Source organism: Rhodanobacter sp. G1 (genome assembly GCF_055397855.1).
Genome location: NZ_AP039674.1, coordinates 823,242 through 837,597 on the forward strand (window position 1 = coordinate 823,242; position 14,356 = coordinate 837,597).

The 14,356-nt window shown below is 70.7% G+C and carries 10 protein-coding genes; 8 read left to right on the forward strand and 2 right to left on the reverse strand.

Annotated elements, in window-relative coordinates; all coding sequences use genetic code 11:
* Positions 1 to 20 precede the first annotated feature (20 nt).
* The 3 genes from ACZ5Z2_RS03470 to ACZ5Z2_RS03480 are packed head-to-tail and all read left to right on the forward strand — an operon-like array spanning position 21 to position 8,150.
* Entirely contained in the window at positions 21 to 6,011 is a 5,991-nt protein-coding gene (locus ACZ5Z2_RS03470) for an Hpt domain-containing protein (protein ID WP_464760589.1), read from the forward strand.
* The gene (locus ACZ5Z2_RS03475; RefSeq protein ID WP_464760590.1) at positions 6,004 to 7,650 is read left to right on the forward strand and encodes a chemotaxis protein CheB; all 1,647 of its coding nucleotides are present in this window, start codon (positions 6,004 to 6,006) and stop codon (positions 7,648 to 7,650) included. Before ACZ5Z2_RS03470 ends, ACZ5Z2_RS03475 begins: the two co-directional genes overlap by 8 nt.
* Positions 7,647 to 8,150, forward strand: coding sequence for a chemotaxis protein CheW (locus tag ACZ5Z2_RS03480; protein ID WP_464760591.1), 504 nt, complete (start codon positions 7,647 to 7,649; stop codon positions 8,148 to 8,150). Before ACZ5Z2_RS03475 ends, ACZ5Z2_RS03480 begins: the two co-directional genes overlap by 4 nt.
* 84 nt (positions 8,151 to 8,234) lie before the next feature.
* On the opposite strand, the gene ACZ5Z2_RS03485 is transcribed toward ACZ5Z2_RS03480, so the two are convergent.
* A complete protein-coding gene (locus ACZ5Z2_RS03485) occupies positions 8,235 to 8,969 on the reverse strand; it encodes a 16S rRNA (uracil(1498)-N(3))-methyltransferase (RefSeq protein ID WP_464760592.1) in 735 nt (244 codons plus the stop codon).
* A 1-nt stretch (position 8,970) separates the two neighbouring features.
* On the reverse strand, positions 8,971 to 10,332 hold the full coding sequence (locus ACZ5Z2_RS03490) for an adenosylmethionine--8-amino-7-oxononanoate transaminase (RefSeq protein ID WP_464760593.1): 1,362 nt from the start codon (positions 10,330 to 10,332) through the stop codon (positions 8,971 to 8,973).
* A gap of 65 nt (positions 10,333 to 10,397) precedes the next feature.
* Here ACZ5Z2_RS03490 and ACZ5Z2_RS03495 point away from each other — a divergent pair, with 65 nt between their 5' ends.
* Genes ACZ5Z2_RS03495 through mazG form a run of 5 tightly spaced genes read left to right on the forward strand, consistent with a single transcriptional unit; the run spans position 10,398 to position 14,168 of the window.
* Positions 10,398 to 11,186 carry a type II secretion system protein N gene (locus ACZ5Z2_RS03495; RefSeq protein ID WP_464760594.1) on the forward strand — a complete coding sequence of 263 codons (789 nt, stop codon included), beginning with the start codon at positions 10,398 to 10,400 and terminating at the stop codon, positions 11,184 to 11,186.
* Positions 11,183 to 11,974 (forward strand): inositol monophosphatase family protein, encoded by a 792-nt coding sequence (locus ACZ5Z2_RS03500; protein WP_464760595.1) that lies wholly within the window; start codon positions 11,183 to 11,185, stop codon positions 11,972 to 11,974. The genes ACZ5Z2_RS03495 and ACZ5Z2_RS03500 overlap by 4 nt, the downstream gene beginning before the upstream one ends.
* Positions 11,975 to 11,989: 15 nt before the next feature.
* Positions 11,990 to 12,547, forward strand: coding sequence for an ADP compounds hydrolase NudE (nudE, locus tag ACZ5Z2_RS03505; RefSeq protein ID WP_464760596.1), 558 nt, complete (start codon positions 11,990 to 11,992; stop codon positions 12,545 to 12,547).
* The gene (gene cysQ / locus ACZ5Z2_RS03510; RefSeq protein ID WP_464760597.1) at positions 12,544 to 13,365 is read left to right on the forward strand and encodes a 3'(2'),5'-bisphosphate nucleotidase CysQ; all 822 of its coding nucleotides are present in this window, start codon (positions 12,544 to 12,546) and stop codon (positions 13,363 to 13,365) included. The genes nudE and cysQ overlap by 4 nt, the downstream gene beginning before the upstream one ends.
* Positions 13,362 to 14,168 (forward strand): nucleoside triphosphate pyrophosphohydrolase, encoded by an 807-nt coding sequence (gene mazG, locus ACZ5Z2_RS03515; RefSeq protein ID WP_464760598.1) that lies wholly within the window; start codon positions 13,362 to 13,364, stop codon positions 14,166 to 14,168. The genes cysQ and mazG overlap by 4 nt, the downstream gene beginning before the upstream one ends.
* Positions 14,169 to 14,356: the final 188 nt, after the last annotated feature.

The window sequence follows — 14,356 nt, forward strand, 5'->3', positions numbered from 1 at the left end:
GCGACCGCTGAGGGAAGTGCATGAGACTTCAAGACAACATTGATTTCACCACCCTGCAGTGGGTACGGCCCGAGCTGGAGCAGACGCTGTCTGACGCCCGCGAGTCGCTGGAATCCTACGTCGGCAACCCGACCGACGCGGGCGCCATGCGCGTGTGCGCCGACTGCCTGCACCAGGTGCAGGGCACGTTGCGCATGGTCGAGCTGCCCGGCCCGGCGATGGTCGCGACGGAGATGGAGTCGCTCGCCATCGCGCTGCTGCAGAACAAGGTCGTCCAGCGCGAGGACGCCTACGCCGCGATGATGCGCGGCCTGATGCAGTTGCCCGACTACCTCGAACGTGTCGCCAGCGGCCACCGCGACGTGCCGGTGGTGCTGCTGCCGCTGCTGAACGACCTGCGCGCCAGTCGCGGCGAAGAGGCGCTGACCGAAGCCGCGCTGTTCCGTCCCAACCTCGACGCCTTCCTGCCCCAGCAGGCGCCCGCCGCGATGAGCGAGGCGCAGGCGCGCGAGCGCCGCGGCGAGCTGGCCGCGCTGCGCCTGCAGTTCCAGCAGCACATGCTGGCCTGGTTCCGCGGCCAGACCCAGGCGCAGCCGCTGGCCGGCATGCGCAAGACGCTGCTGGCCATCGCCGCGCGCTGTTTCCACGTGCACGGCCGGCGCCTGTGGTGGATCGCCGCCGGCGTGGTGGAGGGCCTGGAGCACGGCATGCTCGGCCCACACGCCACCGAGCTGCGCCAGCTGCTCGGCAAGGTGGATCGCCATGTCCGCCAGTTGATCGAACAGGGCGAAGACAGCCTGCGCGGCGGCGACGCCGACGACCTGTGCAACCGCCTGCTCTACATCGTGGCGCAGTCGCGCCAGCACAGCCCGCACATGGAGCTGCTGTGCCGCACCTATGCGCTGGACAGCCTGCTGCCCGACGCCGAGGAACTGGAGCACGCCCGTGGCTCGATGGCCGGGCACAACCGTGCCCTGCTCGACTCGGTGGCCAAGGCGCTCAAGGAAGACCTGCTGCGCGTCAAGGAAGCGCTCGACCTGTTCCAGCGCCAGCCGAACGCCGATCCGGCCTCGCTGGCGCCGCAGTGCGAACTGCTGGGCCGCGTCGCCGACACGCTCGGCATGCTGGCGCTGGCCGTGCCGCGCCGGGTGGTGGACGAGCAGCGCCGCGTGCTGGAAGAAGTCGCCAGCAAGCTGCGCAATGTCGACGAGGAAGTCCTGCTCGACGTGGCCGGCGCGCTGCTCTACGTGGAAGCGTCGCTGGACGACCACATCGAAAGCCTGGGCGCCGGCGAAGAGGCGCACGACACGGAGGCGCCGAGCCTGCCGCGCAGCGAGGTGCAGGGCATCCTCAGCACGGTGATGCTGGAAGCGATCCGCAGCACCGGCAAGGTGAAGGAAGCCATCGTCGCCTTCGTCGAATCCGGCTGGGAACACGCCGGGCTGGCCGACGCCCCGGCGCAGATGGCCGAAGTGGCCGGCGCCGCGCGCATGCTTTCCGCCGAACGCCCGGCCGAGCTGGCCGAAGGCATCGGCCGCTTCATCCACAACGAACTGCTGGTGGATCGCCGCGTGCCCAGCAGCACGCAGATGGATCACCTGGCCGATGCGCTGGCCGCGCTGGAGTACTACCTCGAGGCGGCGCGCGAGCACCGCGGCGGGCTGGCGCACATCATCGACGTGGCCGAGCACAGCCTTGGCCAGCTCGGCTACTGGCCGTTGCCCGACGAGCGCCCGCTGCCGGCGGCGGTGAGCGATGCGCCGGAACACGCCCACGACAACCTGTCCGAGCCGGTGAGCGTCTTCCCGGGCGACGACGCCAGCCAGCTGTTCGTGGCGCAGGAGGCGCCGCAGCAGGTGCCTACGCACGATGTCGACGGCCTGCGCCTTGCGCAGACCGAACCCACCACGCCGCCGTTGGCCGCTGGCGACGACGGCGACTGGGTCGAGATCGAGGAAGAAATCGAGGAACAGGTGCCGGCGCACGGCGCGCTGGCCGAAGGCTTCCGTTTCGACCAGCAGGCCGAAGGGATCGACGACGACATCCGCGACATTTTCCTGGAGGAAATGCAGGAGGAGATCGACAACCTGCGCGCCGCCGAAGGCGCCTGGCTGACCGACCCCGCGCAGCTTGCCGCGCTCACGCCGATCCGCCGCTCCTTCCACACGCTCAAGGGCTCCGGCCGGCTGGTCGGCATCGCCGCGCTGGGCGAATTCGCGTGGAAGGTGGAGGACATGCTCAACCGCGTGCTCGACCACACCATCGAGCCGCATGCGGGCGTACAGGCGCTGGTGCGCCATGCCATCGCCGCGCTGCCGCAGCTGCTGGCCTCGCTGAAGGGCGAGGGCCTGCCCACCGCGCCGGTCGAGGCGATCCAGCAGACCGCCGCCAAGCTCGCCGCCGGCGACGCCGCCGCGCGCATCGAGGATCATGCGCCGGCCGCGATGGAAACCGTGCGCCGCGTCGTGCGCCGCCGCGTGCCGCGCTTCGATGCCGCAGCGACCGCGATCCCCGTCGCCGCCATCACCGATGCCGCCATCAGCGCCGCTCCGGCACCGGCTCCTGCCGAGCCGCTGCTGTCGCTGGCCATCTCGCCGTTGCCGTCGGTCGATCCGGTGCTGCTGGAAATCCTGCGCAGCGAGGTCGCGCAGTACCTGCAGACCATCCGCACCGCGATCCAGCGCAGCAGCGGCGAACTTCCGGTGGGCGAAGACCTGCTGCGCGCCGTGCACACGTTGCATGGCGCCATCGCGATGGTCGACATCCCGCTGCTCATCCAGTTGCTGTCGCCGCTGGAAAGCCTGCTCAAGCGCCTGCGCCACGCGGGCCAGCCGCTCTCGGTGGAAGGCGTGCGCCTGATGGATCGCTCGGCCGACGTGGTCGACCAGACCATGGCGCAGTTCGACGTGGCCCTGCCGCAACTGCCGAACGTCGACCAATTGGCCCTACAGTTGACCGAAATGCGCGACCGCTACCCGGAAGTGCAGGGCGCCCACGTCATCGCCGAGCACCATGCGGAGGCCGCGCAGCCGCCAGCCGAGCCTGCGGCGCACGCCGCGGATGCCGAGCCGGAACAGGATGCGGCGGATGCCCTCGAGGCCCACCTCGCCGCGGCGGAGCATGTGGCGCCGGTCGTGTTGCCGGAAGACGGCGCGCACGACCATTTCGCCAACGAACTGATGGCCGCGCTGGGTGCGTTCGAGCCGGATGCCTCGGCCGAAGCCGAGCGCGCCGAGGCCGAGCAGCGCGCCCGCGAAACCGCCGAACGGGAAGCGGCCGAACGCGCCGCCGCCGAACAAGCGGCGCAAGAACAAGCAGCGCAGGAGCAGGCGGCGCGCGAGCAGGCCGAGAAGGAGCGCCTCGAACAGGAGCAGGCCGAACTGGCACGCCAGGCGCAGGAGCGCGCCGCCCGCGAAGCCGCCGAGGCGCAGATCCGCGCCGCTGCGGAAAAGGCCGCGGCCGAGCAGCGCGCCGCGGAAGCCGCGGCAGCGGAACAGGCCAGGGCGGAGGCGGAACGCGCCGCCGAAGCGGCACGCCGTGCCGCCGCCGAAGCCGTGCGCGCCGCGCCTGCCGCCGATGTGCCTGCCGCGAACGAAAGCCTGCCCGTCGACGCCGACCTGCTGGAGGTCTTCGTCGAGGAGGCACGCGAAATCCTCGATCACGCCGACGGCGTGCTGGCGCAGTGGCATGCCGAGCCGGCTGCGGTCGCGCACTTGGGCGAACTGCAGCGCGACCTGCACACGCTCAAGGGCGGCGCACGCATCGCCGGCATGATGTCGGTGGGCGACTTGGCCCACGCCATCGAGACGCTGCTGGAGAAGCCGGTGGCCGACGCGGCCCAGGCGACGCCGCTGATCGCCGTGCTGGAGACCAGCTTCGACCAGTTGCACACGATGGTGCAGCAGGTGTCGCAGAACCAGGCGCCGGCCTACCCGAAGGGCGTGATCGACCACCTGTTGGCGCTGGCCGGCCAGCAGCAGTTCGCCGACGACGCCGCGCTGGCTGCCCGTGCGGCGCCTGTGCAGCCCGCCGTGCAACCGGCGGCGCATGCGGCAGAGGTGGAGACCGAGTCGCTGCCGGAGCTGATGGCGGAACAGGCCGCCGAGGCGTCCTCGTCGCAGGAACAGATCCGCGTACGCGCCGAGTTGCTCGACAACCTGGTGAACCATGCCGGCGAGGTGGCGATCTACCGCTCGCGCCTGGAGCAGCAGGTGGGCGGCTACCGCAACAACCTGGTCGAACTCGACCAGACCGTGCAGCGTCTGCGCAGCCAGCTGCGCATGCTGGAAATCGAGACCGAGGCGCAGATCATCGCGCGCTTCCAGCGCGAGCACCGCGAGGCGGGCAGCGTCGCCGCGTTCGACCCGCTGGAGCTCGACCGCTTCTCGCAGCTGCAGCAGTACTCGCGTGCGCTGGCCGAGTCGGTGTCCGACCTGGTGTCCATCCAGGGCACGCTGGACGAACTCACCCGCCAGGCCGAAAACCTGCTGGTGCAGCAGTCGCGCGTCAGCACCGAGCTGCAGGAAGGCCTGCTGCGCACGCGCATGCTGCCGTTCGACACCATGGTGCCGAACCTGCGCCGCACCCTGCGCCAGGCGGCGCAGGAAGAGGGCAAGAGCGCGCAGTTGTACGTGGACGGCGCGCACGGCGAAATGGATCGCAACCTGCTCGACCGCATCAAGGCGCCGTTCGAGCACATGCTGCGCAATGCCGTGGCGCACGGCCTGGAGTCGCCGGAGGAACGCCGCAAGGCGGGCAAGCCGGCCGAAGGCGCGGTGCGCATCCGCGTGGCGCGCGAGGCCACCGAGGTGGTGGTGCGCGTTAGCGACGACGGCCGCGGCCTCGACCGCGAGGCCATCCGCAAGCGCGGCGTGGAACGCGGCCTGATCGCCGCCGACGCGCGCCTCAGCGACGACCAGGTGCTCGCCCTCATCACCCAGCCCGGCTTCTCCACCGCCAGCACGGTCACCCAGTTGGCCGGCCGCGGCGTGGGCATGGACGTGGTGGCGAACGAGATCAAGCAGCTGGGCGGTTCGCTCGCCATCGAGTCGCAGCAGGGCCAGGGCACCACCTTCGTGCTGCGCCTGCCGTTCACCCTCGCGGTGACCCAGGCGATCCTGGTGCGCATCGGCGAAAGCACCTTCGCCATCCCGATGACCTCGGTGCAGGGCGTGGCGCGCGTCAATGCCGACGAACTGGCCGTGCGCATGGCCGAAGCCGAACCCGTGTTCGGCCACGGCGACGAACAGTTCGGCATCCACGACCTGGCCGAACTGCTCGGCCTGCCGCCCGGCTCGGTGCCGGAAGGCGAACAGCCGCCCCTGCTGCTGGCCCGCGCCGGCGACCTGCGCGCCGCGATCCGCGTCGATGCGGTGCTGGGCTCGCGCGAAATCGTGGTGAAGTCGGTCGGCCCGCAGGTGAGTTCGGTGCCGGGCGTGCTGGGCGCCACCATCATGGGCGACGGCTCGGTGCTGGTGATTCTCGACCTGGCGCCGCTGGTGCGCAGCGGCATGGTGCGCCGCGAGCAGCGCCTGTCCGAGGGCCTCACCGCGGTCGAGCTGCCGAAGATCGAGGAGCAGCGCGCCCGTCCGCTGGTCATGGTGGTGGACGATTCGATCACCATGCGCAAGGTCACCGGCCGCGTGCTGGAGCGCCACGAGTACGAAGTGGGCACCGCGAAGGACGGCGTGGACGCGCTGGAGAAGCTGCACGAGCGCGTGCCCGACCTGATGCTGCTGGACATCGAGATGCCGCGCATGGACGGCTACGAGCTGGCCACTCACATGAAGGCGGATCCGCGCCTGCGCGACGTGCCGATCATCATGATCACCTCGCGCACCGGCGAGAAGCATCGCCAGCGCGCGTTCGACATCGGTGTGGATCGCTATCTCGGCAAGCCGTACCAGGAGGCCGAGCTGCTGTCGCAGATCGCCGAGGTGCTGGATCAGCGCGCCGAGGCGCTGGAGCGCCGTGCCGTAGAGCAGCTTGCGCAGGAGCCGCATCATGGTTGAAACGCAGCCTTCGGTGGCGTTGCTGTTCGACGATGCCGAGCTGGGCGCGCACCTGCGCCAAGTGTTGCAGGAACGCGGCGCGCGCATCGTGCACGAAGGCGCCGTCGCGGGCTTCGATGCCGGCACGCTGCGCCAGCACGATCCCGACGTGCTGGTGGTGAACCTGGACGACGAGGACGACGACGCCTTCGACCGCCTGTTCGGCATGGTCGACGGCGACCGTCCGCGCCTGGTGCTCAACGACGCCCGCGCCAGCCGCGCGCTGAGCGGCTGGGATCGCGCGCGCTGGGCGCGCCACCTCGCGGTGAAGGTGCTGGCCAGCGGCGACATCGACCCGCCGCGTCCGGCCGACGCGGAAGCGGTGGCGCCGGCCGTCGTCGCGCCCGTCGAACCGGTACCCGCATCGGAGCCGGAAGCCGCATTCGCGCCGGCAGCGGCAGCGGCAGAACAACAGCCCGTCGAACCCGAGGTGCAGGGCGAGCTCACTTCCGACGATCTGGAAGCGGAACTGGCCGCGCTGCTTGCCGAGCCCGCGCCGCCGGCACCCGAGGAGCAGGCCCACATGCCGGCCATCGAGCCTCTGCTAGAGAATTTCGACGCGGTCGCGCCGGCCGCGCAACACGACGAAGCCGGGGAGCCCGCGGCGCGTGGATCAGCCGCACCGGACGACCTGGAAGCGGAGCTGGCCGCCATGCTCGCCGGCGATTTGCTGCTGCCGGAGGAAGACGGCACGTCCGCCGTGCCGCACCAGGAATTGCCGTTGCAGGACGGCGATTTCGGCTTCGCGCCGCAGGCCGACGAGGCGCCTGCCGCGCCTGTCGCCGCACCGGCGCCGGTTGTGGAGGCCAAGGCGCCTCCGGCGCCCGGCAACTGGTCGCTGGTCGATCACGACGAAGTCGCCGCCGCGCCGCCGAAGGCCGCGGACTTCGGCATCCAGAAGCTCAGCGCCGCCGACTTCCTCGCGCCGGACGTCGAGCCCACGGCGGAGGACTTCAAGCCGACGCTGAGCCTGGAGCTGGTGTCGATGGAGGAGGCCGTGGCGCCGCAGGCCTGGGAGCCGACCGAGATGCTGCTGGACGATCTCGACAGCGCGCTCAGCCGCGTGGTGCTGTTGGGCGCCGCCGCCGATGGCCTGCCGTCGGTCTGCGATTTCCTCGCCCTGCTGCCGGCCAGTGCGCGCCACACCATCCTGCTGGTGCAGCACTTCGGCACGCAGCCGGTCGAGGCCGTGCTGGAGCAACTATCCACCCATTCCATCCTGCCGGTGCGGCTGGCCACGCAGGGCAGCCGCGCGCGCGGCGGCGAAGTGCTGCTGGCGCCGGCCGACGGCCAGGTGAAGCTGCGCCGCGACGGCAAGATCGAACTGCAAGCCGCGCAGGAGCCGTCCATCGACGCCAGCTTCAGCATGGCGGCGGGCGCGTTCGCGCGCGACGCGCTGGGCATCGTGTTCGCCGGCCGTTCCACCGATGCGGTGGCCGGCGCGCAGGCGATCCACGACCGCGGCGGCCAGGTGTGGGTGGAGGCCGTCGACGGACAGCACTACGACGACATGGTCGGCAGCATCTTCGCCGAGCGGTTGGTGAGTTATTCCGGAACGCTGCACGAACTGGCGGCGCATCTGATCGAGGTCTATCCATGAGCGTCGAGTTGCCCCGCGAAATCCGTTGCGTGCTGGTGCCGGCGGGCAGCCTGCGCCTGCTGCTGCCCAACGCCACCGTGGCCGAAGTGATCACCCTGCCGGCCCACGAGGCGGTGGAGGGCGCGCCCGAGTGGCTGCTCGGCCGCTTCGCCTGGCGCGGTTGGCGCGTGCCGCTGGTGTCGTTCTCGCGCCTCGCCGGCGCCGACGAGGGCGATGCCGAACTCACCGTGCGCGTGGCCGTGCTGAAGGCGCTGGGCGGCCACCCGCAGATGCCGTTCATCGCCGTGCTCACCCAGGGTTTCCCGCGACTGACCACGCTGAACTCCGAGCTCATCATCCCCACCCACGACGGCAACGCACTGCCGGCCGGCGTGCGCGCGCAGGTGCTGGTGCGCGACGACGTGGCGGTGATCCCCGACCTCGAAGGCATCGAGGCGGAATTGATGCAACTGCTGGATCGGCCCGGCGACGAAGCGGAAGCGCTGGACGGCGCGGCCTGACAAGACCGGCGAGGCGGCAGGCGGTTTCCGGACTCCCGGTTTCGCCGAACGTTGCCGGGGCCGCCTTCGATCCGGCCGCGCTGCTCAAAAATCCCCGTGCAATGCCTGCAACGCGGCCAAGGCCGCGAGTCCCGCCGTTTCGGTGCGCAGGATGCGCGGCCCTAGCCGCAGGCCGCGGAAGCCGGCTTCGCCCAGCAGCGCCACGTCCCGTTCGCCCAGCCCCCCTTCCGGCCCCACCGCCAGCAAGGCGCCAGCGTTGCCGGGGCGCAGGTCGCGCGCGGAAGCCGTGGCCTCGGGCAGCAGGGCCAGGCGCAGCGCCGCAGCGTCATCCAGCGAGGCCAGCCACGCAGGCAAGGTCTGCGTGGGGAGGATTTCGGGAAGGCGGGCGCGGCCGCACTGTTCGCAGGCGCTGGCCGCCACTGCGCGCCAGTGCGCCAGGCGCTTCTCGGCGCGTGCGGCGTCCAGCTTCACCTCAGCGCGCTCGGTGAGCAGCGGCACGATGCGCGCTACGCCCAGCTCGGTGGCCTTCTGCACGATCAGATCCATTTTCTCGCCGCGCGCCACGCCTTGCGCCAGTGTGAGCGGCAGCGGCGATTCGCGCTCCACGGCCTGCCGATCCAGCACCCGCACCAGCACTTCGCGCTTGCCGACGCTGGTGATCGTCGCGGTGTAGTCGTCGCCATCGCCGTTGAACAGCGTCAGCGGGTCGCCTGCCACAAGGCGCAGCACGCGCGCCACGTGTTCGCCGGCCTGTGCCGGCAGGGCAGTCTCGGTACCGATGGCCAACGGCAGGTCGACATGGATGCGGATGGTGCGCATGTCAGGCCACGGCCCGTTCGATGCCGGCCGCGGCCACCGCGACCAGGTGGTCGATCTCCGCCTCGCTCACCACGTAGGGCGGCATGAAGTAGATCACGTTGCCCAGCGGGCGCAGCAGCGCTTCATGTTGCAGCCCGTGCAGGTACACGCGCAGGCCGCGGCGGTCTTCGGCGGGGAAGGGGCGACGCGTGGCCTTGTCGGCGACCAGCTCCACCGCGGCGATCATGCCGGTCTGGCGCACCTCGGCCACGTGCGGATGGTCGCGCAACGGTGCCAGGCGGCGGGCGAGGTGCGTCGCCAGCACGCGGTTGCGTTCCAGCACCGGTTCGTCGCGGAAGATCGCCAGCGTGGCCAGCGCCGCGCTGCACGCCAGCGGGTTGCCGGTGTAGCTGTGCGAATGCAGGAAGGCCTTGCCGGCGCTGTATTCGGCGTAGAACGCCTCGTACACGTGCCGCGTGGTGAGCACGGCCGACAGCGGCAGGGTGCCGCCGGTGAGTCCCTTGGACAGACACATGAAATCGGGCGAGACGTGCGCTTGCTCACAGGCGAACAGCGTGCCGGTGCGGCCGAAACCCACCGCGATCTCGTCGGCGATGAAGTGCACGGCGAACTCGTCGCAGAGCCTGCGCAGGCCGGCGAGGTAATCCGGGTGGTACATGCGCATGCCGCCCGCACACTGTACTAGCGGCTCCACGATCACCGCGCAGGTTTCGTGCGCGTGGCGCTCCAACAGGGCGCGCAGCTCGGCCAGGCGGCGCGCGGCGACCTGCGCCGGCGTTTCGCCGGGCTCGCCCTCGTAGGCGTCGGGCGAGGGCGCGAGGATGGGCATGAGCAGCAGTGGCGCATAGGTCTTGCGGTACAGCGCCACGTCGCTCACCGACAGCGCGCCCAGCGTCTCGCCGTGGTAGCTGCCGCTGAGCGCGATGAAGCGGGTCTTCTCGCCGTGACCCTGGTTGAGCCAGTAGTGGAAGCTCATCTTCAGCGCCACTTCGATCGCCGCCGAGCCATTGTCGGCGAAGAACACCTTGTCCAGCCCGGCCGGCGTGATGCGCACCAGTTCCTCGGCCAGTTCGATCGCGGGCGGGTGGGTGAAGCCGGCGAAGATCACGTGTTCCAGCGTGCGCGCCTGTTCCGCCAGCGCGGCGGCGATGCGCGGGTTGGCGTGGCCGAACAGGTTGGTCCACCATGAACTGATGCCGTCGAGGTAGCGCCGCCCCTCGGCGTCGACCAGCCATGCGCCTTCGCCGCGCACGATGGGCAGCATCGGGATCGTCTCGTGGTCGTGCATCTGGGTGCAGGGGTGCCAGATGTGCTTCAGGTCGCGTGCGGCTAGCGCGGCGTTGCGGTCGGCGGGATTCGTCATCCGGTTATGATCGGCGTGCGTGGCTGCGCGCTCAAGTGCGCGCAAGGAACTTGCGGGAAGTCCGTTTGAAAATCCTCAGGAAAATACTTGCAGCCGTGGCCGTGCTGTTGCTGGCCGCCGCGGCACTGTTGTGGTGGCTGCCTGCGCGCTGGGCGATGCCGTTGCTGCAGCCGTCGCTGCACGGCCTGCGCCTGCAGCAGGTAGGCGGCACGCTGTGGGACGGCCACGCGGATAGCGTGCGGTCGTCGGATGGCCGCGAGCTGGGCCGCGTGCAATGGCAGTTGTCGCGCCGCGCGCTGCTCGGGCAGGCCGGGTTGCAGCTCGATTTCGCGGGGCCGCAGTTCGACTTGCGCGGGCGCATGCGGAAGCTGCCCGGCGGCCAGGTGGAATTGAACGACCTGCGCGCGCATGCGGATCTGGCGGCGCTGGCCGATCCGCGCCTTCGCCTGCCGTCGGGCCAGCCGCAGGGCGAAGTCGTGTTGAGTGCGCAGCATGCCGTGCTGCAGGGTGGCTGGCCGCTGGAACTGCAGGCCGACTGGCAGTGGCGGCAGGCCGCGATGCATATGAAAAACGGCGATGTTCCGCTGGGCAATCTGCATGGCACGCTCGCTGCGCAGGGCGGCGTGATCCATGCACAATGGCAGGACGACGGCCAGGGGCCGCTGCGCACGACCGGCGATCTCGAATTGAGCCTGTTGGGCTGGCGGCTCGCAGCCACGTTGCAGGCGCGGCATGCCGATCCGGCCTTGCAACGCTGGATCGCCACGCTGGGCAAGCCGGATGCCGACGGCACTCTCCACATTGCACGCAGCGGCGGCATGGCCGCCGCCATCACGGGAAAAACCGCACGATGAACAGCGAAACCGCCGCGCAGGCCCTCGCCGCCGCCCGCGAGGCCGCCGCCGCCGCCGCCGAGGTGATCCTGCACTACTGGAAGCGCGGCGTGGACGTGGAGATCAAGGGCGACGCCACGCCGGTGACGGTGGCCGACCGCGAGGCCGAGCAGGCGATCCGCAAGGTGTTGCGCGCGGCCTTGCCCGAGGCGGCGATCTACGGCGAGGAATATGGTCTGGAAGCAAGCGGCCTCGACGGCGCGCGCGACGGCCTGCTGTGGCTGGTCGATCCGCTGGACGGCACCAAGAGCTTCGTGCGCCGCACGCCGTTCTTCTCCACCCAGATCGCGCTGATGGATCGCGGCGAGCTGGTGCTGGGCGTGTCCAGCGCGCCGGTGTACGGCGAGACGATGTGGGCCAGCGCGGGCAACGGCGCATGGTTCGAAGGCGAGCGCGTGCGCGTGGCCGACACCGCGGATTTCGCGCAGGTGTCGATCTCCACCGGCAACGTGAAGACGCTCACCGGCGACACGCGCTGGGCCGCGCTGGGCGCGATGATCCGCGATAGCAACCGCATCCGCGGTTACGGCGATTTCTGCCACTACCACCTGCTGGCGCGCGGCGCGCTGGATCTGGTGCTCGAGTCGGACGTGAACATCCTCGACATCGCGGCGCTGGCCGCGATCGTGCGCGAGGCCGGCGGCGTGTTCACCGATCTGGACGGCCAAACGCCCACGCTGGAAACGCGCAGCGTGCTGGCCGGCACGCCGGCGATCCACGCCGAGGCGCTGCGGCGCCTGGCGCGCTGAAGCTACAATCGACCGATGCCCAAGCCGCCCATCATCCACGCCACGCGCGACGTCGCCGACAGCCGTTTCCTGCGGTTCGAGCAGGTCGACCTGGAATTCTCCAACGGCGAGCGGCGCACCTACGAGCGGATGAAGCCGGGCGGCCTGGGCGCGGTGATCATCGTGCCGCTGCTGGATGCGCAAACCGTGCTGCTGGTGCGCGAGTACGGCGTGGGGCTGGAGCGCTACGAACTGGGCCTGCCCAAGGGGCGGCTCGACCCCGGCGAAACGGTGGAGCAGGGCGCCGACCGCGAGCTGAAGGAAGAGGTGGGCTACGGCGCGCGTCGCCTGACGCCGCTGCGTACGCTCTCGCTGTCGCCGTCCTACATGAGTCATGTCGCGCACGTGGTGCTGGCGCAGGAGCTTTATCCCGAACGCCTCGAAGGCGACGAGCCCGAGCCGCTGGACGTGGTGCCGTGGAAGCTCGACGACCTGCATACCCTGATGGAGCGCGACGACGTCACCGAGGGCCGTTCCATCGCCGCGCTGTTCATGGCGCGCGAATACCTTGCCGGAAGGATGCAACCGAAGTGAGCGTGCCGTTCGACCATCCCCTGCTGCTCGACGTCGCCGTGCTGGCGCGTCGCGCGGGCGAAGCCATCCTCGACATCTACCGCCAGGACTTCGACGTCGAGCTGAAGGACGACCGCTCGCCGCTCACCGCCGCCGACCTCGCCGCGCAGCAGGTGATCGCCGAGGGCCTGGCGCGCATCGAGCCCGTGCTGCCGCTGGTTTCCGAGGAGGCCAGCCAGGTGCCGTGGGAGCAGCGCCGTGGGTGGGAGCGGCACTGGCTGGTCGATCCGCTGGACGGTACGCGCGAGTTCGTGAAGCGCAACGGCGAGTTCACCGTCAACATCGCCCTGATCGACGACCACCAGCCCGTGCTGGGCGTGGTGCTGGCGCCGGTCACCGGCGACCTGTACGCCGCTGCGCGCGGCATCGGCGCCTGGCGGCAGGCGGTGGAAGGCGGCGGCTGGGAGCGCATCGGCACCCGCACGCTGGCGCGGCCGGCCATCGCGGCCGGCAGCCGCTCGCACGGTGGCTCGCAGGAGGACACCTTGCGTTGTCTGATCGGCGATGACTACGCGTTGCAGCCGCTCGGTTCCTCGCTGAAGTTCTGCCTGCTGGCGCGCGGCGGCGCGGACATCTATCTGCGCCGCGGCCCCACCAGCGAATGGGACACCGCCGCCGCGCAATGCGTGCTGGAGGAAGCCGGCGGCGCCGTGCTCGACTTGCACGGCAGGCCGCTGCGCTACGACCGCGGCGAATCCCTGCTCAACCCCGAGTTCGTCGCGGTGGGCGACGCCGGCCTCGACTGGCCGGCCAGGCTGCGCGACGCGGGCCTGCCATGAGCGACGCTCCGCGGCGCGGCATCGACGAGCTGCTGGCGATCATGGCGCGCCTGCGCGATCCCGCGCGCGGCTGCCCGTGGGACGTGCAGCAGGACTTCGCCAGCATCGCGCCCTACACCATCGAGGAAGCCTACGAGGTGGCCGACGCGATCGACCGCGGCGACTTCGACGACCTGCGCGAGGAGCTTGGCGACCTGCTGCTGCAGGTGGTGTTCCATGCGCAGATGGCGGCCGAGCAGGGGCGCTTCGGTTTCGACGACGTGGCGCAGGCGATCAGCGCCAAGATGATCCGCCGCCACCCGCACGTGTTCGGCGAAGCGCAGTACGAAAATCTCGATGCGCAGAAGCAGGCCTGGGAAGAACTCAAGGCCGCCGAGCGCGCCGCAAAGGGCGAAGCGCACGACGCCAGCGCGCTGGCCGGCGTCTCGCGCGGCCTGCCCGAGTGGAAGCGCGCCACCAAGCTGCAGCAGCGCGCCGCCACGGTGGGTTTCGACTGGCCCGATCACCGCCCGGTGCTGGACAAGCTCGCCGAGGAAATCGACGAGGTGCGCGCCGAGTTCGACGCCGGCTCCGACCCGGCGCGGCTGGAGGACGAGATCGGCGACGTGCTGTTCGTGGCGGCCAACCTCGCCCGCCATGCCGGCGTGGATTTCTCCCGCGCGCTGCGCCATGCCAACGCCAAGTTCGAGCGCCGCTTCCGCCGCATGGAGCAGCTGGCCGCCGACGAGGGCGGCACGCTGGCCGGACGCGACCTCGCCGCGCAGGAAGCGCTGTGGCGGCGCGCCAAGCAGGACGAGGCTTGAACTTCGCGATTATCCTCATTGATCCGGCCCGCAAATACGATGCACCAGCGTTCGTCCTGAGCGTAGCGAAGCGGAGTCGAAGGACGGCGGCGCAGACCATTGGCGGCTCGGATCGATGGATCGCGAAATCAAATGGACAACTACCCTTGGCCGCCTTTTTCGCAGGCTTGCAACCTTTTGCCGCCCGG

Bases quoted from the DNA above. Each gene is read 5' to 3' on its own strand.
- ACZ5Z2_RS03500 (WP_464760595.1), top strand. From the start codon at position 11,183: ATGAACAGCGAAACCGCCGCGCAGGCCCTCGCCGCCGCCCGCGAGGCC.
- nudE (WP_464760596.1), top strand. From the start codon at position 11,990: ATGCCCAAGCCGCCCATCATCCACGCCACGCGCGACGTCGCCGACAGC.
- ACZ5Z2_RS03470 (WP_464760589.1), top strand. From the start codon at position 21: ATGAGACTTCAAGACAACATTGATTTCACCACCCTGCAGTGGGTACGG.
- ACZ5Z2_RS03480 (WP_464760591.1), top strand. From the start codon at position 7,647: ATGAGCGTCGAGTTGCCCCGCGAAATCCGTTGCGTGCTGGTGCCGGCG.
- ACZ5Z2_RS03485 (WP_464760592.1), bottom strand. From the start codon at position 8,969: ATGCGCACCATCCGCATCCATGTCGACCTGCCGTTGGCCATCGGTACC.
- ACZ5Z2_RS03490 (WP_464760593.1), bottom strand. From the start codon at position 10,332: ATGACGAATCCCGCCGACCGCAACGCCGCGCTAGCCGCACGCGACCTG.
- ACZ5Z2_RS03475 (WP_464760590.1), top strand. From the start codon at position 6,004: ATGGTTGAAACGCAGCCTTCGGTGGCGTTGCTGTTCGACGATGCCGAG.
- mazG (WP_464760598.1), top strand. From the start codon at position 13,362: ATGAGCGACGCTCCGCGGCGCGGCATCGACGAGCTGCTGGCGATCATG.